This window comes from Sorangium sp. So ce394, from assembly GCF_051474665.1.
GTDB lineage: Bacteria > Myxococcota_A > Polyangia > Polyangiales > Polyangiaceae > Sorangium > Sorangium cellulosum_D.
On the sequence record NZ_CP150339.1, the window covers coordinates 7,977,099 to 7,999,397 of the forward strand.

13 protein-coding genes are annotated in these 22,299 nt (G+C 75.2%); 6 read left to right on the forward strand and 7 right to left on the reverse strand.

Annotation, left to right across the window (positions count from 1 at the left end; genetic code table 11):
- Positions 1–120: 120 nt before the first annotated feature.
- Positions 121–1,932, reverse strand: a complete 1,812-nt coding sequence (locus WMF33_RS29210) for a hypothetical protein (protein ID WP_437331702.1) — start codon at positions 1,930–1,932, stop codon at positions 121–123.
- 156 nt (positions 1,933–2,088) lie between these two features.
- The gene (locus WMF33_RS29215) at positions 2,089–2,862 is read right to left on the reverse strand and encodes an SDR family oxidoreductase (protein WP_437331703.1); all 774 of its coding nucleotides are present in this window, start codon (positions 2,860–2,862) and stop codon (positions 2,089–2,091) included.
- 172 nt (positions 2,863–3,034) lie between these two features.
- On the opposite strand from WMF33_RS29215, the gene WMF33_RS29220 reads away from it, so the two are divergent.
- The 3 genes from WMF33_RS29220 to WMF33_RS29230 all read left to right on the forward strand — a co-directional run bounded on the left by WMF33_RS29220 (position 3,035) and on the right by WMF33_RS29230 (position 5,620).
- Positions 3,035–3,976: an AraC family transcriptional regulator N-terminal domain-containing protein gene (locus tag WMF33_RS29220; RefSeq protein WP_437331704.1), complete on the forward strand. Its 942-nt coding sequence runs from the start codon at positions 3,035–3,037 to the stop codon at positions 3,974–3,976.
- Between the two features lie 206 nt (positions 3,977–4,182).
- The gene (locus WMF33_RS29225; RefSeq protein ID WP_437331705.1) at positions 4,183–4,623 is read left to right on the forward strand and encodes a hypothetical protein; all 441 of its coding nucleotides are present in this window, start codon (positions 4,183–4,185) and stop codon (positions 4,621–4,623) included.
- 157 nt (positions 4,624–4,780) lie between these two features.
- Positions 4,781–5,620 carry a GNAT family N-acetyltransferase gene (locus tag WMF33_RS29230; RefSeq protein WP_437331706.1) on the forward strand — a complete coding sequence of 280 codons (840 nt, stop codon included), beginning with the start codon at positions 4,781–4,783 and terminating at the stop codon, positions 5,618–5,620.
- Between the two features lie 52 nt (positions 5,621–5,672).
- Here the strand turns inward: WMF33_RS29230 and WMF33_RS29235 are convergent, their stop codons facing one another.
- The 4 genes from WMF33_RS29235 to WMF33_RS29250 all read right to left on the reverse strand — a co-directional run bounded on the left by WMF33_RS29235 (position 5,673) and on the right by WMF33_RS29250 (position 16,391).
- Entirely contained in the window at positions 5,673–7,148 is a 1,476-nt protein-coding gene (locus WMF33_RS29235) for a cytochrome P450 (RefSeq protein ID WP_437331707.1), read from the reverse strand.
- An 85-nt stretch (positions 7,149–7,233) separates the two neighbouring features.
- Entirely contained in the window at positions 7,234–8,802 is a 1,569-nt protein-coding gene (locus WMF33_RS29240) for an SDR family oxidoreductase (RefSeq protein ID WP_437331708.1), read from the reverse strand.
- Positions 8,803–8,832: 30 nt separating this feature from the next.
- Positions 8,833–9,567, reverse strand: a complete 735-nt coding sequence (locus tag WMF33_RS29245) for a 4'-phosphopantetheinyl transferase superfamily protein (RefSeq protein WP_437331709.1) — start codon at positions 9,565–9,567, stop codon at positions 8,833–8,835.
- Entirely contained in the window at positions 9,564–16,391 is a 6,828-nt protein-coding gene (locus WMF33_RS29250) for an SDR family NAD(P)-dependent oxidoreductase (RefSeq protein ID WP_437331710.1), read from the reverse strand. Before WMF33_RS29250 ends, WMF33_RS29245 begins: the two co-directional genes overlap by 4 nt.
- Positions 16,392–16,792: 401 nt before the next feature.
- Here WMF33_RS29250 and WMF33_RS29255 point away from each other — a divergent pair, with 401 nt between their 5' ends.
- The gene (locus tag WMF33_RS29255) at positions 16,793–17,362 is read left to right on the forward strand and encodes a MarR family winged helix-turn-helix transcriptional regulator (RefSeq protein WP_437331711.1); all 570 of its coding nucleotides are present in this window, start codon (positions 16,793–16,795) and stop codon (positions 17,360–17,362) included.
- A gap of 39 nt (positions 17,363–17,401) precedes the next feature.
- Here the strand turns inward: WMF33_RS29255 and WMF33_RS29260 are convergent, their stop codons facing one another.
- The gene (locus WMF33_RS29260) at positions 17,402–19,237 is read right to left on the reverse strand and encodes a sialidase family protein (RefSeq protein ID WP_437331712.1); all 1,836 of its coding nucleotides are present in this window, start codon (positions 19,235–19,237) and stop codon (positions 17,402–17,404) included.
- A gap of 446 nt (positions 19,238–19,683) precedes the next feature.
- On the opposite strand from WMF33_RS29260, the gene WMF33_RS29265 reads away from it, so the two are divergent.
- Together WMF33_RS29265 and WMF33_RS29270 are read left to right on the forward strand one after the other, a co-directional pair.
- Entirely contained in the window at positions 19,684–20,271 is a 588-nt protein-coding gene (locus tag WMF33_RS29265; protein WP_437331713.1) for a superoxide dismutase, read from the forward strand.
- 369 nt (positions 20,272–20,640) lie between these two features.
- Positions 20,641–22,212: a PAS domain-containing protein gene (locus WMF33_RS29270; RefSeq protein ID WP_437331714.1), complete on the forward strand. Its 1,572-nt coding sequence runs from the start codon at positions 20,641–20,643 to the stop codon at positions 22,210–22,212.
- The last annotated feature ends 87 nt before the right edge of the window (positions 22,213–22,299 follow it).

Here is a 22,299-nt window from a genome sequence, read left to right on the forward strand (position 1 = left end):
CGGTCCGCCTGGCACGCCGGCGTCGCCCGGCAGCGCGCGATTCGACGACGCGAAATCCGCGCGCGAGGATTTCTCCGCCGCACGAACGGCAAGGCGGACGCCCGCGACGCGCCGGGCTCGCTAGAGCGAGAGCAAATAGGACGCCACCACCGCCGCCCGCTCGCTGCTTCGCTCGTCGAGGAACGCGCCGACCTCCTCGGCGAGGCCGGCGCGCTGCCCGTGCTCGCCGAGCGCCCGGAGGCGGGCCTTCACCCCCTCGCCGGCGGGAGCGTCGGCCACGCGCGCGTCGGCCACGCGCTGCTGGGCCTCCGCCGCGCGGACCGAATCCATCCACGCGCGCAAGATCGCGCGCGCCGCCTCCGGCCGCGCCGCCGGGCCGCCGGACGCGTGCAGGGCGACCACGCGCTCGAAGGCGGGCTGGAGGAGGCGCCACCGCGCTGCGGCCGGCCCGCCGGGCGGGACCGGCGCGAGGGCCTGCGCCTCGAGCCATGCGCGCAGGTCCGCGTGGCGGTCGATCCAGCCGAGGTTCCGGTCGAGCGCGCGCGCGGCCTCCGCCGCGACGGACGCCGCGTCGATGGGCGTCGCGAGCGCGGGGTGCGGCTCGTCGCCGCGCGTGTCGGGCGGGCCGATCTGCGCGGGCGTCGCGGAGAGCAGCCGGAGCAGGAGCTTCACCCGCCGCGCCTCGTCCACGCCGTCGAGGCGGAGCGCCACGCGCATCCGGCAGAGGGCCTCGGTGCTCAGGCGGACGCGCTCGCCGTCGAAGACGGGGGCGACGAGCGCGTCGAAGCGCCGGGACGCCTCGTCCGGCGGGAGCCACAGCCCGAGCTCCTCGAGCACGCGGCACCGCGACGGGTTGAAGCGCAGGATCGCGAGCTCGCCGTCGAGGTCGCGCACGCGCGCGAGCGCGTCGGCGGCCGCGACCTTCCCGCCCGCGGGCTCGGCGTCGAGCCAGTCGCCGAAGACCCGGAGGCGGTCGCGCCGGGGCGGCGGGAGGTCGGCCGGCGCGGCCGATCGCCGCGGGACCTCGAGGTCGTGGAGCGCCCCGCGCGCCACCTCGGCCAGATCCCGCGCCGCCCCGGCGATCCCGCGCGCGATCGGGAGCTCGCCGCGCGCCGCGAGGACCCGGTCCACGAGCGCCCTGGCCTCGGGCCCGACGCCGAAGCGCGCTCCGTAGGCCCCCACGTCGGCGAGCCGGCGGATCGCGAGCTCCAGCGAGATCCGGTCCGCCGGGCCCTCCAGGCGCCGCGCGAGGTCGGGCACCCAGGCGCGCAGCAGCGACGGCCCCGCGCCGCCCTGCGCGCGCGCCGGATCGCCCCGCGCCGCCTCCTGGAGCAGCGCGGCCGCGGCGCCGTGGAGGAGGAGCTGCTCGCGCGCGTCGCCGCCGTCGCGGAGCCGGTCGAGCAGGAGCTGGCGGCCCTCCGGGTGGTGGCTCATGAGCCACGGCGCGGGGAGGCTCGCCAGGGCGAGCGACCTGACGAGCGATCGCGGCGGCGCCGGCCCCGGCTCCTCCGGGCCGAGCTGGTACGCGGTGATGCTCTCCTCGCGGCGCGTGACGAGCGGCAGGAGGGCGCGGGGGTCGCGCGCGGTGCGGAGGCGGGCGACGAGGAGGCGCGAGAACACGAGGGGCTCGCCGCGGAGCGCGGCCGCGCTCTCGTCGGCGAGCTCGTCGCCGCAGCGGGGCGCGCGGGCGAGGCCGCTCATGTCCGGGAAGAGCCCGGGGATGGCCTCGAGGATGCGGGCGCGGACCAGCGGAGAGGGGGCCCGCTCGGCCCGCTCCCGCTCGCGCCGCATCAGCGCGAGCATCTCGTCCGCCGCCGGCCGCCCCACCCTCGGCGCGGGGCCGGTGAGGCAGCGGGGCGCGCCGACGGTCGAGCTCGCCGCGCACGAGCACAGCGACAGGGCGAGGGCGGCGAGCGGGACGAGGCGTCTCACGACGACGGTTGTACCAGCAGCGAGGCTGCCCTGCGCCCTGCGGCGCAACCCGGGTCGGACCGCGCAGCGTCACGGCGACGCGACCGGCCGCGGTCCGCCGCGACCCGACCCAGGTCGTTCACCGCACCTCGAACCGACGGCCCGCGTGGACCCGACCTACGAGGGCTGGCCGGTCGGCATGATCGTGACCTGCTGGAGGTTGACGCGCTTCGGCAAGCTCACGGTGAACGCGATGGCCTCGGCCACGTCCTCGGGGGTGAGCCACTCCATCTGCGACTTCGACCCCTCGAGCCAGTCGCGCGCGCCGTGGAAGTCGACGTGGCTCTGCAGCTCCGTGCCGACGATGCCTGGCTCGATGGACGTCACGCGCACCCCCTTGGAGCCCAGCTCCGCGCGGAGGTGGATCGACAGGTGGGTCACGAACGCCTTCGTCCCGCTGTACACCGCGAAGGCCGGAAAGATGTTCTTGGCGGCGATCGACGAGATGTTCACGAGATCCGCCGGCCCCGGGCCGGAGCCAGCCTGCACGAGCGCCGACGTGAACGCGCCGATGACGTTCATGAGGCCCGTGATGTTGAGATCGATCTGCTGCTGCCACTGCTCGACACGCCTGGCCTCGATCGGGTTCGGCAGCATGACGCCGGCGTTGTTCACGACGATGTCCACGCGCCCGTGCCTCTCGATGACCTCGGAGGCCACGCGCTCGACCGCGCTCCGATCGGTCACGTCGACCTGCCATGCGGCGGACTCACCACCGCCCTTCCGGATGGCGTCGACGAGCGCATCGAGCCTCTCCTTCCGGCGAGCGAGCAACGCCACGCGCGCGCCGCGGGCGGCGAGCGCCTTCGCCGCCGCTTCCCCGATCCCGCTCGATGCGCCTGTGATGACGGCGACCCGTCCCGCGAGCGCGCCCTGGGCCTGCTGAACCATGTCTCACTCCTCTCGTTGGGGCCGCGCTCACCTGCGCGGCCCGTCGACGCGACAATAGATAGCCGCGACGGCCGGAAACGGAAGACACGGAACTATCAAAGGCATGCTCGATCCTATGAGCGAGGCGACGAAGCTCCTGGCGCCCTCTCGGCCAGGTGGGTAGGATGAGGGGATGTCGAGAGCCGCTCGATCGGGCAACTCGTTGGCTGCTGGAATCGCCGCGCTGGCGCGCCACGAGGGCTGCAACGGCACGCGCTATCCAGGCGTCGTCGTCTACCGCTTCACCGCCGCGGAGCCGCCCACGCCCACCCTCTACCCGTCCAGCTTGATCCTCGTGGGCGCGGGAGAGAAACAGGCAATCCTGGGCGACAAGACGTTCGCGTACAACGCCGGCCACTACCTCGTGGTCACCTCACCGCTGCCGATGCTCTGCAGGACCGTCGCGTCGGCCGCCGAGCCCGTGCTCACCGTGGTTGTCGAGATCGAGCTCGCCCTCCTGCGCGAGCTGCTCCTCGAGGAGGACGCGCCGCCCGCGCCCCAGCCGGCGCGCCCCTCGCGCAGCGTGTTTCGCGCGCCGCTCCGGCGCGACCTCGAGGACGCCGGCGCCCGCTTGCTGGCTTGCTTGACCGATGAGCGGCGTACGCGAGCGCTCGCGCGGCAGACCATCCGCGAGATGCTCTTTCTCGTGCTCGACGGGCCGTATGGCGATTCGCTCCGGGCGCTCGCGGAGGGCCCGGTGAGCCAGCTCGCCCACGTCCTCCGCCATATGAATGCGCGATTCGCAGAGCGGATGACGATCGGCGACCTCGCGCAGCTGGCGCACATGAGCGTCCCGACGTTCCATCAACGCTTCAAGGCGATGACCGGTTCCTCGCCGCTGCAGTACATGAAGGCGCTCCGGTTGACGCGCGCACGCCAGATGCTCCATGCCGGGGGCATGGTGAAGACCGTCGCGCACGACGTGGGTTACGAGAGCGAGTCACAGTTCAGCCGGGAGTACCGCCGGTTCTTCGGCTGGCCGCCGTCTGCGGACTCGCACGCAGCGCCGCGCGCACGTCGCGCCCCGCGAGAGGCGGACGGGGCGGGAGGAAAGCTCGTCCTGGATCCGTCGTGAGCCCTGCGCTGGGAAAGCTCGTCCTGGATCCGTCGTGAGCCCTGCGCTGGTCCGGCGCCAGGGCCGGCGCGACGCGCTGGCGCCCGGGGTGGCACACCCGCGACCGCGGTGTCGCGACGCGCCGGCCGCCGCAGCGCGAGATCGCTGCTGCGCTCGCTGGAACGCGCTTTGCGTCGGTCGCCGGCCGGAGGGACGAGATGCGGAACATGATGATGGGAGCCGGCATGCTCCTGGCGGTCGGATGCGGGGCGGACCTGCCCGAGGGCTGGGAGGACGCGGAGGCGATCGAGGGGCTCACCCAGAGCGAGTGCACGGCGAGCGCGTACGACACGACGGTGAAGGAGACGCTCGCGGCGACGCCCGAGCGCGGGGCCGTTCACGTCGATTACGGCGCCGCGCATTTCCGCTGCGCGCAGGAGGTCGAAGGCTTCGTCCGGATCGCTGGGGGCAAGGTCGACGTGCTCGTACAGCCGGTCGACATGGACCCGAGCGGCGTCGCCGGGTGCGACTGCCGGTACGACATCGGCATGACGGTCAAGGGCCTGGGCAAGGGAGCCGCCGCGGTCGAGCTCTACCGCCGCTGGGACAACCTCAACGAGCCGAACGATCCCGTGAAGATCGGCTCCGCAGAGGTCGAGATCCCCTGAGGGGCGCGCGGAACGCTCCGCGGCGTACGGTCAACGGGACCGGAGCTTGGGCGGGCGCTCCCGTCGTCACCATGCGCTCCACCCAGGACCAGCGCCGCGGCGCCGCGAGAACGACAGGGAGCGTCCGCGCCGCCGTCTCTCGCGCTACGCTTCCCGCGTGACACCCCGGCCAGTCTTCGTCGATCGCGCCCTGTCCGCCCGCATCGAGGCCGCCGAGGCCGCGAAGGTCGAGGCCGCCGCGCTCGAGGTCGCCGCGCGGCTCCCGGCGCGGCGCGCCGCCGTCGCCGTCATCGCGGGCGGCCGCGCCGCGTTCGTCGCCCCGCACATCCGGCTCTCGCGCGCCGCCGGCCTCGGCATGAGCGGCCCGGTCGAGGCGCGCGACGTCGAGGCCCTCGAGGACTTCTACGCCTCGCGCGGCACGGCGGCGCGCATCCTGGTCTCGCCGTTTGCCCACCCTTCGCTGCTCGCGCGGCTCGGGGAGCGGGGCTTCCGCCTGGACTCGCTCGACGCGGTGCTCGTGCGCCCCCTCGCCCCGGACGCCGAGATCCACGGGCCGGAGCCGGCCGCGCGCGGCGGCGTGGTCGCGCGGCGCGCGGCGCGCGACGAAGGCTCGGCGTGGGTCGCGGCCTCGCTCGCCGCGTTCGCCACGGCGGGCGGGCCGCAGCCCGATCGAGGCGACATCTTCGACGCGTGCTTCCACGACCCCGGGTCGGCGTACTTCTTCGCGTCGTCGACCGACGGCGCGGTCGCCGGCGTCGGCGCGGTCTACATGCACGAGCGCGTCGCGCTCCTGTACGCGGGCGGCACGCTCGAGGCCCACCGCGGCCGGGGTGTGCAGCGCGCCCTGATCGACGCCCGCCTCGCGTACGCGCGCGACGCCGGGTGCGACCTCGCCTACTCGGTGGCGCAGGCGGGGAGCACCTCGCAACGCAACCTGGAGCGCGCGGGCCTCGTGGCCGTGTACTCGCAGGCGGAGCTCAGCAAGCCCTTCGCGTGAGCGCTGGCCTCGGGGGAAGAGGGGGGCTCAGGGGCGCCTCGTCGATGCGCCGTCAGGCCCGGGCGGCGAAGGGGCAGCCGCCGGCCCGCATCGCGGCCGCGAGGGGCTCGGCCGCCGCCGGTTCCGCTGCTTCCGCCCGCCCCGCCGGCGCCGGGCGCGCCGTCCTCACCGGCTCCCGGCGCTTCAGGATCATGCGCATCCCGTTCACCGGCTGCAGCGAGATGAAGCCGCGGCAACGCGGGTCGAAGCCCGGCACCAGCCGGAGCCGATACCGCTGGAGCGCCATCGCCACCATGATCTTGCCCTCGAGCTGCCCCATGAACTCGCCCAGGCAGATCCGCTGTCCGGCGCCGAACGGGATGTAGGCGAGCTTGTCGTCCGCGCTCCGCCGGTGGTTCGCGAAGCGCTCGGGCTTGAACTCCAGAGGATCGCTCCAGAACTCCGGGTGCCGGTGGGTGACCCACGGGACGATGGCCACCGTCGACCCCGCGGCGACGCGGTAGCCGCCGAGGACGTCGTCCTCCAGCGGGCTGCGCAGGATGAACGGCACGGAGGGCAGGAGCCGGAGGCACTCGTTGAAGACCATCGCGAGGTACGGCATCGACTCGAAGTCCTTGGCCGTCGGGGCCCTGCCGCCGAGGACGCGGTCGATCTCGTCGGTGAGCCGGGCGCACACCTCCGGGCGCCGCGCGATCTGGTAGAGCGCCCAGGAGGCGGTGACGCTCGAGGTCTCGTGCCCGACCATCAGGATGGTCTTGATCTCGTCCCGCAGCTGCGCGCGATCCATCTTGGCGCCGGTCTCGGGGTCGACCGAGTTCATGAGGCGCACGAGCACGTTGTCCGCGTCGCCCGCGCCGCGCTGGTAGCCGTCGATGATGTCGTCGATCACGGTGTGCACGCGGTGCATGGCCCGTTGAAAGCGCACGTGGCTGGGCAGAGGCCACGACAAGGGCGGGTTGACCAGCGAGTACATCCGCTTGAGCGCGATCGACAGCGCGTACTTGAACGCCTCGCGGACGGTGTCCGTGTGGGCCTGCAGCGCGGCGCCGAAGAACGCCTCGCCCGCGATACCGAACGTCACGTCCATCATGTCGTCGTTGATGTCGCGCTCGAACTCCCCCGGATGGGCGTCCCAGCGCCGCAGCACCGCTTCCATGTGGTCGACGATGATGGGCACGAACTTGAGCGTGTTCGCGTGGTTGAACTGCGGCTGCACGTGCCGGCGCTGGCGCCGCCAGAGCTCGCCCTCGCTGTTCACGAGGCCCCAGCCGAGCACGTGGGCGAGCTCGTGATACCGCTTGCCCTTGGGGTAGTTCCGGATGTTCGCGCGAAGGACATGCGCGATGTCGTTTGGGTGAAACGCCATGATGAAGTCCTCGGCTCCGGGCGCGCGCAGGCGCACGACGTCGCCGTACCTCGCGAAGAGGTCCTCGTAATGGCGCATGTCGCCGGTCCTGAAATTCGCCAGGTACCGCAGGCTGGCGAGCGGGCCGGGGCCCGGGGGCTGCCGATCGAGATTGGCACTCATGAGTCCTCCTTCTCCACGAGCTGAAAGGAAGCCGACGCGAGCCGGCGCGCGCCGACGCGGGCCGAGCGCAGCCCGGCGCTGGCCGTCAGATGCACAGCGAGCCCCCGCCGTCGACCGTGAGGGTCGCGCCGTTGATCATCCGCGCCCCGTCCGACAGGAGCAGCAGCACGGCGTCGGCGACGTCCTCCTCGGTGCAGAGCCGTCCGCCCGGCGTGCGCGACTCCCAGTACGGGAGGATCCGCTCGTGATCCGGGTAGTTGCTCGTCACGTGGCCGTAGATCGGCCCGGCGGAGACGCAGTTGACCTGCACGTTGCGCGGGGCGAGCTCGACGGCGAGCGCGCGCGTGAGCGACTCCACCGCGGCCTTCACCGCGCCCATGGCGCCGAAGTGCTCGAGGTACCGCGACGATCCGTTCGACGACAGCGCGACGATGCGCCCGCCGCCGTGGCGCTCCATCAGGCGCGCCGCGCGCAGGGCGCACTGGTGGTAGCCGATGACGTTCGTGCGGAACGCGAGCTCCCAGTGCTCCGGGGTCGTCTGCTCGAGGGGACCGAACCGGCCGTTCGACGCGTTGCTGACGAAGTGGTGCAGCTCGCCGACGTCGCGCGCGATCGCCTCGAAGAGCTTGTCGACGTGCGCGGGGTTGGCGACCGAGCCCCAGACGTGCACCGCGTCGCCGCCGGCGCCGCGGATCTCGTCGGCGACCGCGTCGCCGTCGTCGCGCGAGTGGAAGCTGTTGACGACGACCCGCGCGCCGGCGCGCCCGAGCTTCGTCGCGATGGCGCGCCCGAGCCCGCGGCTCGATCCGGTCACGAGGATCGTCTTGCCCGCGAGCGCGGCCCCGGGCGCCGGGGTCGCGCGCCGCGCGGCGGGCGCCGCCGGCGCGCGCGCCGAGGCGGCCTGGGCGGGCGGCGGCGCGCCGAGGAGGCGCGCGAGGTCGCCGACCGTGCGGGCCTCGTCGAGGGCCCCCGCGAGGCCGTCCGGCAGGGCGCCGCGCTGCCGGAGGAGCGCGCGGACCTCGTCGCGGCGGCGGCGGTCGATCCCGAGGTCCTCCTCGAGCCGCGCGTCGGGGACGAGCAGCTCGGCCGGGTGGCGCGTCGCGTCCGAGAGCGCCTGGACCACGGCGCGGAGCGCCTCGCCCGCAGCGGCGGCGCTCGCCGCGCCGTTGCTCGCGGTGGATCTGCTGGCCGGCTCCGCGTGGCGGTTGGCCCGCCCGGCGGGCTCCGCGAGGCCCCCGACCTGTCCGGCGGGCTCCGCGAGGCCCCCGACCTGTCCGGCGGGCTCCGCGTGGCCGTTGGCCCGCCCGGCGGGCTCCACGTGCCCGCCGATCTGTCCGGCGGGCTCCACATGGCCGTTCGCGTGCCATCCGCCCCCCGCGACGTCGGCCCACGGCGCGACGTCGGAGCGCGCCGTGAGCGTGCGCGAGAGGAGGTCGCTCACGCGGGCCACCGTGCGCAGCTCGTCGGGCGTCGCCTTGAGCGCGTCCGAGAGGCCGAAATCCGCGCGCAGCGTCGCGAGGATCTCTCCGCGCTTCACGGAGTCGATGCCGAGGTCCTGCTCCAGGTCGGCGTCGGGGACGACGACCTCGTCCGGGTAGCGCGTCATGCGCACGAAGACGGAGCGAACGTGTTCGAGGAGATCTTGAGCCTGCATCGTCGAAACCTCGTGGTTGTTGAGAGCCATTCATCCAAGAGCGGTGGCCGGAGGGACCGGCACGGTCGCGAAGAGCGCGAACGCGCCGGTCAGCACGGCCCGGCCGAAGAACTGCCCGCCGCGCGCGGTCAGCGCGAAGGCGCGGACGGAGGGCGGCGCGAGGCGCGCGCCTCCCGGCGGGAACGCGACGTCGATGTCCCGGAAGGAGAACCGGGCGGGCAGATCGAGCGCCCCCGTCTTGTAGAGCGCCTCCTTCGCGCTCCAGAGCAACGTCTCGAGCGCGGCGCGCGGGGCGCCCGCCGCGGCGCCGCGCGCGAGCCCCTCGCGCTCGCGCGGCGTGAAGTGCTCGTCGGCGAAGGCGGCCGCGCGCGCCTCGACCTGCTCGACGTCCACGCCGACGGCGCGCGCCGTGGTGACCGCCGCCGCCGCGAGGTCGCCCGCGTGGGAGAGCGACAGCGCGAGCGCGCCGTCCTCGAAGCGCGGAGGGCCGCCGCCGGGCCCCGTGACGGCGCAGGCGAGGTAGTCCGCCCGCGGGTGCGCCTCGAGCGCGGCCGCGTCGAGCGCGACCAGCGGGGCGCGGCGGCCGGCGGCGAGCTCCAGCCGGAGCCACTTCGCCGCGACGCGCGCGCACGCAGACTGCGCCCGGCGGGCGGCGGCGCGCTGGCCGGCGCACGCGCGGCGCTCGCCGGCCGTCAGGTAAGGCTCGAGGCGCGCCGCCGCGGCCTCGTCGGCCCGGACGACCGCGATCGCGAGCGGCGGCGTCACGGCGCCCCCAGCGGCAGCGACGCCGGCGCGGCCGGGCGCGCGTCGGCGGCCACGCGGCCCACCGCGAGCCCCACGAGCCCCTCGAGGTCGAGGAGCACGCCGCCCGCCGGGTCGAGCGCCTGCGCCCACGCGCCGAGGACGCGGTCGCCCGCGGCGGTCGGGGCCGCGGCGACGAGCCGGACCGGGCCGCCCGCGTCGCGGATCGCGAGGTCGTTCGCGGCCGCGCCGAAGCGGATCCGGTCGACGCCACCCGCGGCGCACACCGGGAACGCGCCCGCCTCGTCGCGGCGCAGGACGCCGAGCGTCAGGAGGGCGTCGAGCAGGAGGAACGGCGTGGCGGCCGCGCGCAGGCGCGAGAGGGCGCGGTCCTTCGGGGGGCGGAACCGGGCCGACGTGAGCGCGGCGCCGAGCACGAAGGTGCCGAGGTGGTCGAACCAGCCCGCGTGCCGGAGCGGCGCGCCGGGGCTCGCGTAGGGATCGCGGAACGCCGGCCCGTCGACGCGCCCGGCGTGGCGCGGGGCGAGGACGTCGCGGCGGGCGTCGATCGCGCCGAGCTCGACGACGCAGGTCGCGAAGGGCACGCCGGCGCGGAGGACCAGGCCCGACCGGTGGACGAAGTCGCCGCGCACCTCGACGGCGCATGCGACGCGGCCGCCGTCGAGCCGCTCGCTCCGGGTCGTCACCGTGCGCACCTCGCGGGCCGCGTCGTCGGGCAGGCGCAGGAGCTCGAGGAAGCGCACGTCGCGCACCTCGTGGACCACCGCGCCGGCGTCGGCCGCCGCGAGCGCGTGCCGGACGGCCAGCTCGACGAGGAAGGCGCCGGCCGCGACCGCGGAAGAGCGCGCCCGGTGGTCGGAGAGCCACGGATCGACGCGCGGATCGAGCGTCCACGCGCGCTCCTCTGGGCCCCCCGGCGCGCCCGCCGCCGCGGCGCGCGGGCCGGACGCGGCGGCGCGCGGGCCGGACGCCGCGATGCGCGGGGCGAAGCGCTCGATCTCGCTGTCCGTGAGCAGCACCTGGGCCGCGCCGACGGGGCGCTCGGCCGCGAGGTCGAGGAAGATCTGCCGCCCCTCCTCCGGCTCGATGCCCCGGAGCGCGCGCGCCGCGCCGAGCGCGCTGTACTCGGACCCGGCGGTCATGCCGACGCCGTTCCAGCCGAGCCACGCGATGCTGGACCACGGGCCGGCGTCCGCCTCGGCCGCGAAGCACGCGGCGGCGCGGTTCATCGCCTCGTTGGCCGCGCCGTAGTCGGGCTGCCCGTCGTTGCCGAGCACGCTGAACGCCGACGTGACGAGGTGGACGTGCGGCCGGGCGGCGGGCAGGTGGCGCGCGAGCGCGCGCCGGAGGTGGCCGAGGCCCGCGAGCTTCGTGTCGACGATCCGCTCGAAGAGCTCCAGCGATTTCGACGTGAGCCGGCTCGACACCTGGATGCCCGCGCCGTGCACGATCAGGTCGACGCGGCCGTAGGCCGCCGCGACCGCGGCCACGGCGCGCTCGACGTCCGCGGCGCTCGTGACGTCGGCGGCGTGGTAATCGACGCTCCCGCCGCGCGCGCGCAGGTGGGTCAGGACGCGGTGCGCCTCGCGCGCCGCCCGGATGCGGCCGTAGCGCTCGCGCAGCGCGGCCATCCGCACGCCGCGGCCCTCGCGCAGCGCCTCGGCGTAGAAGTCCCGCTCGTACGCGTCGAGCTCCGCGTCGGTCATCGCGAGCGTGCGCGGGGGGGCGTCCTCCAGCCGCGATCGGCCGAGGAGCACGGCGCGGCAGCCGAAGCGATCGAGCAAGGCCTCGACGAACTGCGCCGTGATGCCCCGCGCGCCGCCCGTCACGAGCGCGACCGCGTCGGGGCCGAGCGGCGAGGCCGCGCGCGCGGGCGGCGCCGAGGACGGGCGGGCGAGCTGCACCACGTGCCGCACGCCGCCGAGATCGACCACCTCCTCGGGGGTGGCCGGCCTGGCGCGCCGCCACTCCTCGAACAGCGCGCCGAGCGCCGCCGCGGCGTCCAGCGCGTCCGTGTGGACGACGCGCACGTCGCCGCCCGGCAGCTCGCGCGCCAGCGACTTCACGAAGCCGCCGACGGCGCCGCTCGCCGGCGCGAGCCGCCCGGCCGGGTCCACCGCGCCGACGACGACCGCGGCGAAGGCCACGTCGCCGCGCGCCACGGCGTCGTAGTAGCGGCGCGCCGCGCCGAACAGCGCGCGCAGCGCCGGCCGGTACGAGCCCGGCGCGCCGTCGACGAACGCGCGCGCGTCCTCGGCGCGGGTGAGCACGACGACCGCGTCGACGTCATCGGGCGCGAGGGCCCGGAGGGACGCGCTCAGCCGCTGCTCGTCGCTGGCGTCGATCGACGGCCCGCCGCCGCCGGCGGCCTCGGACGCCGGCGCCGCGAGCCCGCGCGCGGCGTCGAGCGCCGCGTCGCCGGCGAGCTCGAGGACGCGCGCGCGCTCCTCGGCGGAGCGTGCGGCGCGCCGCACGTCCGCGGCCAGGGCCGCGTCGGCGCAGACGTAGAGGACGCGGGACGGGACGCGCGCCGCGGGACCTGCGGCCGGCACGCGCGCGATCTCGGGGACGTAGCAGTGGATCGGCGTGCCCGTCGCGAACCCCGAGGGCGCTGGCGCCGGCGCGACGCCGGGCGCCGGCGCGACGCTGGGCGCCGGCGCGACGCCGGGCGCCGGCGCGACGCGAGACGGCGGCGCCGCGCGCACGCCCTCGGGGGGCGCGACCTCGACCGCGCGGGTGTCCGAGGGCCATCGCACGGCGGCGGCGGCGCCGTGCGCGCCCGCGCCGCGGATCGCCTCGAGGAGCTCGACCGCGCCCTCGGCCCCGCGCAGCCGCGCGCGCGGGCGGCCCGGCCCGCTGACCACGAGCTCGCGGCCGGCGAGAACGCCCTCCGCCGCCCCCGCCGCGGCGGCGGGCGCGACGCGGAGGCACGCGAGCACCGGAAAGGCGTGGCGCGCCGCGGTCTCCTCGGTGCACAGCGCGACGAGCAGCGCCCCCTCGCCCACCGGCCGCGGATCGCGGGTCGCCGACGCGCCGCGCGCGACGGCGTCGCTGAACGCGTTGACGGCGCCCGCCAGCACGACCTCGCAGTCCTCGTCGAGCACGAGATCGGCGGCCGCGAGCGCGTCGAGCAGCGAGGCCTCGGACGTGTCGACGACGAAGTTCGGCCCGCGCAGGCCGAAGACGTTGGCGACGCGCCCGGAGATGACGTTGGGCATGTTGCCCGGCTGCGTGTACGGCCCCGTCGCGGGCGAGCCCGCGCGGAGCGCGTCGACCGTCGCGGAGGCCAGCGCCGGGCTCACGCCGCGCGCGCGGAGCGCCCGCGCCACGCGATCGGCGAAGATCCGCTCGTTCGCGCGCGCGCCGCGGCGCGTCTTGCCCTCGTGACCGACGACGACGCCGATGCGCTCGCCGAGCTCGCGCGCGGGCAGCGCCGCGAGCGCCCTCTCCGCGGCCATCGCCGCGAGCAGCTGCGTCGGGTCCATCGCCTCGAGCGCGTCCGGGAGGACCGGCGCGCGGGCCGGCAGCCGCAGCGCGCGCTCGTCGAACGCGAGCGCGTCCGAGGGCGCGTCCGCGGGCGCGCCGCCCTCGCCGGGGAACACGGCCCCCAGCCCGACGACGCACAGGGCGCGGGCCTCGCCGCGCGGGCGCGGGCGCGGGGCGTGGCGGCCCGGCCGGTGCTCCTCGACGACGAGGTGGGCGTTGGTGCCGCCGAAGCCGAAGCTGTCGAGCCCGGCGCGCAGCGGCGCGCCGCCGTCGGCGGTCCACGGGGCGGCCGCCGTCGGGATGGCGAACGGCGAGCGCGCGAGGTCGATGCGCCCGCTCGGCGCACGGAACCCGTGCTGCGCGAAGATGGTGCGCTCGCGGATCGCGAGCACGACCTTGATGAGCGACGCGACCCCCGCGGTCCAGCCCGTGTGGCCGAGCAGCGACTTGACGCTGCCGAGGGCGATGCGCGGCGCGCCGTCCTCGCCGGCGAACACCTCGGCGAGCGCCGTGTGCTCGGTCGCGTCGCCGACGGGCGTCGCGGTGGCGTGCGCCTCGACGTACTGCACCGATCGCGGCGTCACGCCGGCGGCCGCGTAGGCGCGCCGCATGGCCAGGCTCTGCCCGCGGCTCTGCGGCACGGTGACCGACGGGCTCGGGCCGTCGCTCGACACGCCGCTGCCGAGCAGCACCGCGTCGACGCGATCGCCCCGCGCGCGGGCGTCGTCGAGCCGCTCGAGCACGACCACGGCGGCGCCCTCGCCGAACACCACCCCGTCGGCCGACGCGTCGAACGGACGGCTGCCGGTCGCGGAGAGCCCGCCGAACTGCGAGAACTGGCAGGCGTTGGTCGGGCCGGGCTGGTAGGCGCCGCCGGCGATCACGACGTCGGCGAGGCCGCGGCGCAGCATCGCGGCGCCGAGGTGCACCGCGTGCATCGACGACGCGCACGCCGCGTCGACGACCACGGTGCGCACGCCCTCGCGCACGACGTCGCGCACGACGCGCGCGAGCGGCTCGACGTGACCGCGGCACGCCGCGCGGCGCTCCGCGTCGAGCCCGAGCTCGCCCGCCACGGCCTCCGCGACGGCCGCGCGGTCCGCCGGGTCCGCGGCGACGCCGGCGAGCGCGCGCTCGACGCCGAGCAGCAGCGTCGCCTCGTCGTGCTCGATCGAGCCGTCCGCCGTCGACCCGAGTAGGCACGCGATCCGGAGCGGCGCGCCGTCGCGGAGCACGGCCGCCTGCGCCTTTGCCTCGGCGAGCGCGCACGCCAGCATGCGGGCCGTCTTGGGCAGCCGCTCGAGGGTGCGCGCGTCGTACCCGGTGCGCTCGGCGTACGGCCCGAGCGCGTCGACCGTGCCGACGAGGAGGCTGTACGTCTTGTCGGCGGCGCGGCCGGGGCTCAGGAAGTCGGTCGCGAGCTCCGGGTGTCGAGCGCCGGTGTCGGCGATGCCGCACGTCCCCGACCGCAGCTGCGCGAGGTAGGCGTCGACACCGCCGGACCCCGGCAGCACCGCGCCCATCCCGACGATGGCGATCGGCGCGGCGCCCGCCGGCGCGGCGGGGTCGTCGTGGGGGCTCGCCTCGGGCGCGGCGGGGCTCGCGGGCGCGACGGCGCTCGCCGGCACCGCGGCGCTCGCCGGCGCGACGGCGCTCGCCGGCGCGGCGCCCTCGCGCGGGCGGCGGTCGTCCCGCTCTTCCCCGGGGAGCGCCGCGACCGCCGTCAGCGCGTGGCCGGCGGCGCGCAGCGCCTCGACCGCGCGCCGGTGCTCGGCCACCACGTCCTCTCCGGCGCGGAACGTCGCGATCACGCGCAGGTCGGGCCCCGGCGGCGCGCTCCGTCGTACGAGGGCGGTCAGGGCGCTGCCGCCGCCGCACTCGACGAAGGTGCGGCAGCCCGCCGCGTGCAGGTCGCGCACGGCCGCTCCGAAGTCGAGCGGCGTCACGAGGTGCATGGGGAGCAGGCGCGCGGGCGCGAGCGCGCCCTCGCCGTAGTGGACGCGATCGATCGGCGAGTACGTGGCCAGCGCCGACCGCGCCGCGCCCGCGCGCAGGGCGGCGCTCGCGAACGGGCCGACCGCCGGCGCGAGCAGGGGCGAGTGGAAGGCGTAGCGGCTCGCGAGCACGGTCGCCCGCACGCCGGCGGCCTCGAGCCGCCGCTCGAGCGCCGCGATGCCGTCCGCCGTGCCCGAGGCGACCGCCTGGTCGGCCGCGTTGATCACCGAGACGAACACGTCGTCCCGGCCGAGCGCCCGCACCTCGTCGCGCAGCCGCTCGGCGCCGGTGTGCGCCGCGAGCATGCGGCCGGGCGGCGCGCCGCGCAGGGCGAGCACCCGCCGGCCCACGAGCTCCGCGGCCGTCGCGAGCGAGAAGGCCCCCGCGGCGGCCAGCGCCGCGATCTCCCCGAGGCTGTGCCCCGCCACGACGTCCGGCTCGAGCCCGGCGGACCGGAGCAGCGCGACGGCGACGTAGTCCTGGACGAGGATGCCGAGCTGATCGAGGTCGGCGCACGCGTCGAGGGCGGCCCGCGCCTCCGCCTCGCCGGCGGCCACGAGCGCCGCGAGCGACGCGCCGAGCAGCGCCCGCGCCGCGGGCTCGGCCTCGGCGACGGCCGCGCGCGCGGCGTCGAAGCGCGCGTGGAGCGCGCGCAGGAGCCGGAGGTCGAACGAGCCCTGGCCGGGCAGGAGCAGGGCGACCTTCGCGGCGCCTCCGCGGCCCGCCCGCGCGGGCGCTTCCCCTGGCGCGGGCTCGTCCGCAGCGCCCGCCGCGCCCGCCGCGCTCCACTGCGTGCGGTGCGGGCGCGACGCGTGCAGCGGAGCGCGCGCGACCTCGACGGCGTGCCGGAGGAGGCGCTCGGGGAAGAGCTCGCGCAGCGCGGAGCCGCCGCGCAGGGCGAGCTCGACGAAGCGCTGGTGCGGCACCTCTTCGTCGAGCGCCCCGACGTGCATCGTCACGGATCCGGGCAGCGGCGCGAGCTCGTCGCTCGTCGCCCCGACGGCGACGATCCGCTGGTAGCCGCACGCCACGGGCTCGCCGTCGAAGCGGACCGTGCGGAAGTACCCGTACGCGCTCGAGCGCGTCACGGCGCCGAGGGTCATGAAGATCGCGACGCGCTCGCCCACGCGGACCGGCGAGAGGTTCCGGCTGTAGCCCTCGGTGGTGAGCAGCCGGATCGCGGCGCGATCGTCCTCGTGCGGGAGCGAGCCGTCCGCGGCCTCGGCGAAGTAGAGCGTCTCGCGCGCGATGCACTGGAAGCGGAAGTTGGTGAGGTAGTGATGGCTCCCGTAAGCCATGCTGTCCTCGAACTTCACGCAGTACGGAACGACGAAGAACTCGCCCATGGATCCTCTCCACGCAGCCCGCTCGCGCGCGGCGTCGACGCACGCCTGGCACCGCGTGCCAGCCGATGCTCCGTGCGTCCCTCGCCGCCCCGCGGTCCGGGCTGTCGAAATAAGTGTACCTACACCTAAAATGCGCGACGCGGGCCCACGGCCGCCGGCCGCGCACCCGAGCCGCGGGCGCGCGCCTCGGCGCCGTCGCGGCCCGGGCAGCCAATATCGAGCGATCGACCGACGGATCGGTCAGCGCGCGCCGGGGCCTCCAGGACCCGGCGACGAGCCAGCGATGGAGCGGGGAATGCCGCCCCGCATCGTAGGGATAGGTGTACCTGCACCTGTACGGATGTCAAGCAGTTCGGGACGTCCCAGATGGCGGCTCGCCCCGAAACGGTGTAGATACACTTGTGGTTGATTTTGCCCGTGCCTCCGAGATCATCGCGAGCCAGTGCGCCCTCGTGCGCGTGCGCCGCGCGTCGCGCGCGCTGACGCGGCTCTACGACGAGGCGCTGCGGCCGTCGGGGCTCCAGGCGACGCAGCTCACGATGCTCGTCGCGGTCGCGACGTGCGGCGACGGGGGCGTGAAGCTCGGCGCGCTCGCCGACGGCCTCGTCATGGATCGCACGACGCTCACGAGGAACCTCGCGCCGCTGGAGAGGGCGGGCCTGCTCCGCGTCGCGCGCGCGCCCGACGACGCGCGCGTCCGCCTCATCTTCCTGACGCGCCAGGGAGAGCGCGCCATCGAGGCGGCGTTCCCGCTGTGGGAGCGGACCCAGAAGCACGTCCGCGAGCGGCTCGGCCCCAGCGAGGCCGACGCGCTCCGCGAGGAGCTCGGCCGCGTCGTGGCCCTGGCCGCGCGCCCCGAGAAGGCGCCCGCGTCGGAGAGGCCGGCGCGGCCGGCGAAGGCGCCGGCGCGGGAACGGCCGGCCAAGCCGGCCAAGCGCAAGGCGAAGCGACGATCGCCGGAGGCGCGATAACGACGGCGCGGCGCCGCCGCAGCAGCGTGCGAGGAGCGCTCAGCGCTCCCGGAAGGCCTGGAAGAAGACGTCGGCCTGCGAGTGCCTCTGACCCGAGATCGGGTTTTTGGGGTGGCGTGGCTCCCTGATCAGATTGCGCAGGTCGCCCCAGGCCGAATAGAGCTTTCTTCGCTCCGACGTGACGTCGAGATACTCGCCGAGGCAGTAACACGGCCGCACGACCCTATCGAAGTTCGTCGTCGGGAAGTCGTCATCGACAGGCGGGTCCAGCGGGATGTTCGTCGGCGCGAGGCGGAAGGAGGTGTCCGTGACGTGCTGCCTGTCGCCGTCGCCGAACGACGCCCCGCGCTCGAACGAGCTCGCCATCTCCACGTCGACGGACCTGTCGCGGTTCTGCGTGTAGTAAACGATGTGCACGTGGCTCGGGTCGTTGCCGACGGTCACGGCCGGGAGCACGTGATGGATGTTCTCCCCGGCCGTGGAGGTGACGGGGATCGGCCGCGTCCACGTCCGCCCGCGGTCGTCCGAGCGGAGGAGGAAGATGTTCGAGCCCGAGTCCGCCTCGCCGACGGTCTCGCTGGTGGACGCTGACCAGGCCAGGTAGACGACCCCGCCGCGCGCCGCGAGCGTCGGCTGGACGATGAGGCGCGAGGCGTGCACATACGTGGGCAAACCGCCCCGCCCCGCGCGGCGCGGCCCGTCGGTGATGGCCAGGCGGACACCGCCGTCATCGCCGCAATCGATGCGCTCGCCGGGCTGGACCACGGGCAGGAGGGTCGGGTCCGGGGCTCCCGGGAGATTGAACTCCACGAACTCGAACGTCTCGCCGGCGTCACGGGACACCAGCATCCGTATGAAATCGGCGTCCATGCCGCTGAATTGAAGGAACGGCAGGTAGAGCGTGCCGTCGTCGGGATCCACGAAGGGGTTCGTGAACTGGATCGCGTCCAGCAGGGGCGCGGGCTCCGTCTCCACTTCGGGAACGAAGACGACCTTCGATGTCCAGGTCACGCCGCCGTCGGTCGAGCGCGCGAAGCGGAGCTCGCTCCGGACGGGCGCCTCCGGGGGCTGGAAGCTGGTCCAGGTCACGTACAGGTTGTCGCGGCGCCGGCGGACCGGATCGGGGCCCACGGCCAGCCAGCTCTTGTCGGCCCCGTCGTCCTGGGCCACGAACACCGCATCGGTCCACGTGCGGCCGCCGTCGGTCGATCGGTTGGCCTGCACGCCCCCCTGGCCCTCCGCGTCCTCGGTGAGCCCGACGAAATGGAATATCCCACGGCGATCCGAGCGCACGACGGGATCGCCGAGCGTCCTCGTGCTCCCGGGCAGCGGGGGGATGAAGCCGCTCTCCCAGGTCACGCCGCCGTCGTTCGAGGTCGAGAAGCCGGAGAAGAACATCCTCTGGAACACGACCGCGCCGCCCTCCACGACCGGCTCCACGCCGGCGGACGTGTTGTAGGCGACGACGATGTTGCGCTCATGCGCGGCGATCGAGGTCTCGCTCTGGGTCACGTTGACGAAGGGGCGTGTTGGTGGGTCGGTCCGGAGCACGTGAATCTGGTCGAGCGCCGGGTCGTTGACCTGAACGTTCTCTCCGATCGTCCGGATCGACGGCGGATATTCCGGCCAGTGATACCGGACCGCTCGCTCGGCGATCGTCGCGCGCTCGCGGCCGGCGAGCGTCGTGGGCGCGTTGAGGCTCGCGTCGCGCGTGGACAGCGGAACGCCGTTCTTCATCACGGTGCCGAGCGCGAGATCGTGGCTCTCGGCGAGCGGCGCCTCGTCGCGCTCCGGCTCTTGCGAGCACGCCGGGAGCGCGGGCAGCGCCGCGAGGAGCAGCGCGAGATGAACGATGTTCGATCGTGAGGAACGCATGAGACCTCCTTGGACCGGACGACTCCGTCGAGCACACGCTCGCGCTCGCGCTCATCGTCCGCGTCGGAGCGGCAGCCAGGAGCTGCCGCTGAAGAGAGCGCTCCGCGACGACCTGCGCCCGGCGCGGCGGCTCCCTCGCCCGGCCGAGCGATCTCGAGATCGCGGAGAGTTCTTCATACTACCTGTCCACCAAGGGTGGTGCAACTCGCAGAACCCACGAACTCCACGTTTGATTCGGACGCCCTCTGAAGCGCCGCCGCACGAGATGAACCGACTCAGGAGCTCGCTCCGCGCGCTGGCGCGCGCCGCGCCGGAGCGGGCGGACGCCTCCATCGCCGCCCGGGGCGCATCGGCGCCAGCGCGGATTGACGGGCAGCGCCGCGGGTTCGAGAGTCGAAGGGCGCAAACCTCGCCGGAGCGCGCACGAACGAGAGAAGGAGGACACCATGGACTTCGAGGTGGCACCGCTCCCCTACCCCAAGGACGCGCTGGAGCCCGCCATGAGCCGGGAGACGCTCGAGTTTCATTACGAGAAGCACCACAAGGGCTACATGTCGAAGCTCAAGAGCCTGATCGAGGGCAAGCCCGAGGCGAACGCGAGCCTCGTCGATCTCGTGCGCGCGAGCTCTGGCGCGGTGTTCAACAACGCAGCTCAGGTCTGGAATCACACCTTCTTCTGGGAGGGCATGAGGCCGGACGGCGGCGGCCCACCGCCCTCGGGGGACGTGGGCGATCTCATCGCGGGGCTCGGCGGCTGGGAGAAGTTCCGCGGCGACTTCATCGCCGCCGGCGTCGCGCGCTTCGGCTCGGGGTATGCGTGGCTCGTGCTCGACGGCGGCAAGGGCAGGATCGTCGACACGCCGAACGCAGAGACCCCGCTCACGACCGGCGCGGCGCCGCTCCTCACGTGCGATGTCTGGGAGCATGCGTATTACCTCGATCACCGCAACAACCGACAGCGCTTCCTGGAGGTGTTCCTCGACAGGCTCGTGAGCTGGGACGCCGTCGCCAGGAACCTCCGCGCCGCGTCGTAGCAGGGCGCCGTCGCTCGAGCCCAGCGCGCGGGCGGCCCCCGCGCCAGCCGCCGCTCGCGCTCGCGGCGCCCGCCGCCGCGACGCCGCCGCGCAGCGCGCGGAGGCGCGCGACGAGCTCGGCCCCCCCTGCCCCGCCCCGCGCTCGCGCACGAGCGCGCCCCCGGCGCAGCTCGCGCCCGCGCTTTACGTCAAGAACTGATCGGCGATGACGGCGAGAACGTATCTCCCCGCGTTCTCCATGGCTCTATCGAAACAGGGCCAGCTGGTATAAACAGAGACAGGCGCGTCGAGCCCAGGGGGGCCTGCGGAGATCGATGCGCAGCTCTACAGCACAGCCCTGTGGGTGAGTCTCCCCAGCGAGCGAGGTCTATGAACACGCAAGCGACCGCGCAGCCTTCTTTCGAGTTGTTCTTCGAGGCCTGCCAGCACCCCTTCTGCGTCGTGACGGCCGAGGGCCGCCTGGTGAAGTGGAACGCGGCGTGCGCGCGGGCGCTCGGCCGGTCCGCCCCTGATCTCACCGGCAAGCCGCTCGACGAGATCGTGGTCGAGACCGATCGCGCGCAGGTGCGCTCGACGCTCGGCGGCCTCTTCCCCGGCCCCTCGACCGCGGATCTCGAGTGTCGCGTGCTCGGCAGCGACGGCTCGACGCGCCTGCTCGCCCTCCGCGCCTCGACGTACGATCGCGGCGACCTCGCGTACGGTGTCTTCGAGGACATCACCGGCAGGCCGCGCCGCGCGGCCGGGCCCCTCCTCGCGGAGGAGGTGTATCAACAGATCCTCGATGCCATCGAGGACATGGTCCTCGTCAAGGGCCCGAAGTCGAGGGTGCTCTGGGCCAACAAGGCGTTCCGCGAGCTCTACGGCATGACCAACGCCGAGCTCCACGGCCTCATCGACTCTCCGCGCAGCGAGCCGGACTTCACGCAGCAGTACGTGAGAGACGACCTGTACGTGTTCGAGACCGAGAGCCGGCTGGTCATCGACGAGGAGCCGGCCGCGCGCCACGACGGCGCGATCCGGACGCTGACCACGGTCAAATCGGCCCTGCGGGGCGAGGGAGGCCGGGTGATCGGCACGGTCGGCGTCTCGCGGGACATCACGGACAGCCGGCGCGTCGAGCGGGACCGGGAGCTGCTGGCGCAGGCCATCGGCGCGGCCTCCCAGGGCATCCTCGTCGCGGCGAGCGCCGCCGAGGAGCTGCCCGTCACGTACGTGAACGCCGCCTTCGCGCGCCTGTCCGGGCGGCCGGTGGCCGAGCTCCTGGGCGCCTCGTTCCTGCGGCTCGTGGGCGGCATCGCCGACGCGGCCGCGGCCGAGCAGCTCGCGCGCGCGGTCGCCGAGCGCCGCGAGGTCTCGGTCGAGTTCCCGGCGGAGCGCGACGGCGGCGCGCGCGCCTGGATGCGCATGGCGCTCACCCCGGTGCGCGACACGTCGGGGCAGGTGACGAGCTTCGTGGCCATCCAGGCCGACATCACGGCCGAGCGGGAGCGGCAGCGGCACGAGCTGGCGCTGAAGGAGCAGCGGCACCTCATCGAGCGCCAGCGGCGGACCATCCAGGCCCTGGTGACGCCGATCATCGAGATCTGGGACGGGGTGCTCACGATGCCGATCATCGGCGTGGTCGACAGCGTCCGCGCGGCCGAGATGATGACCGCGCTCCTCGAGGCCGTCAGCGCGAACCGGGCGCGGTTCGCCATCGTGGATCTCACCGGGGTCGACGTCGTGGACACGGCGACCGCGAACCACCTGCTCAAGCTGGTGCGGGCCGCGCGCCTGCTCGGGACCACGTGCGCGCTCTCCGGCATCTCGCCGGCGGTGAGCGGGACGCTGGTGGGCCTCGGCGTCGAGCTCGGCGAGCTGCGCACGTTCAGCACGCTGCGCGCCGCGCTCCGCCACGTGCTCGGCCAGCTCGGGGTCTCGGTCGTCCGGGCGCGCGCGTGAGCCGCGGCGCGCCCGGCGCGCGAGGCCCGGGCGACCCGGAGCTCGGCGGCGCGTCATGCCTCCTGAAGCGCACATCGGTCGAGCTCG

Coding starts and splice junctions, on each gene's coding strand:
- WMF33_RS29215 (WP_437331703.1), bottom strand. CDS start 2,862: ATGGTTCAGCAGGCCCAGGGCGCGCTCGCGGGACGGGTCGCCGTCATC.
- WMF33_RS29220 (WP_437331704.1), top strand. CDS start 3,035: ATGTCGAGAGCCGCTCGATCGGGCAACTCGTTGGCTGCTGGAATCGCC.
- WMF33_RS29225 (WP_437331705.1), top strand. CDS start 4,183: ATGATGATGGGAGCCGGCATGCTCCTGGCGGTCGGATGCGGGGCGGAC.
- WMF33_RS29235 (WP_437331707.1), bottom strand. CDS start 7,148: ATGAGTGCCAATCTCGATCGGCAGCCCCCGGGCCCCGGCCCGCTCGCC.
- WMF33_RS29240 (WP_437331708.1), bottom strand. CDS start 8,802: ATGCAGGCTCAAGATCTCCTCGAACACGTTCGCTCCGTCTTCGTGCGC.
- WMF33_RS29250 (WP_437331710.1), bottom strand. CDS start 16,391: ATGGGCGAGTTCTTCGTCGTTCCGTACTGCGTGAAGTTCGAGGACAGC.
- WMF33_RS29260 (WP_437331712.1), bottom strand. CDS start 19,237: ATGCGTTCCTCACGATCGAACATCGTTCATCTCGCGCTGCTCCTCGCG.
- WMF33_RS29265 (WP_437331713.1), top strand. CDS start 19,684: ATGGACTTCGAGGTGGCACCGCTCCCCTACCCCAAGGACGCGCTGGAG.
- WMF33_RS29270 (WP_437331714.1), top strand. CDS start 20,641: ATGAACACGCAAGCGACCGCGCAGCCTTCTTTCGAGTTGTTCTTCGAG.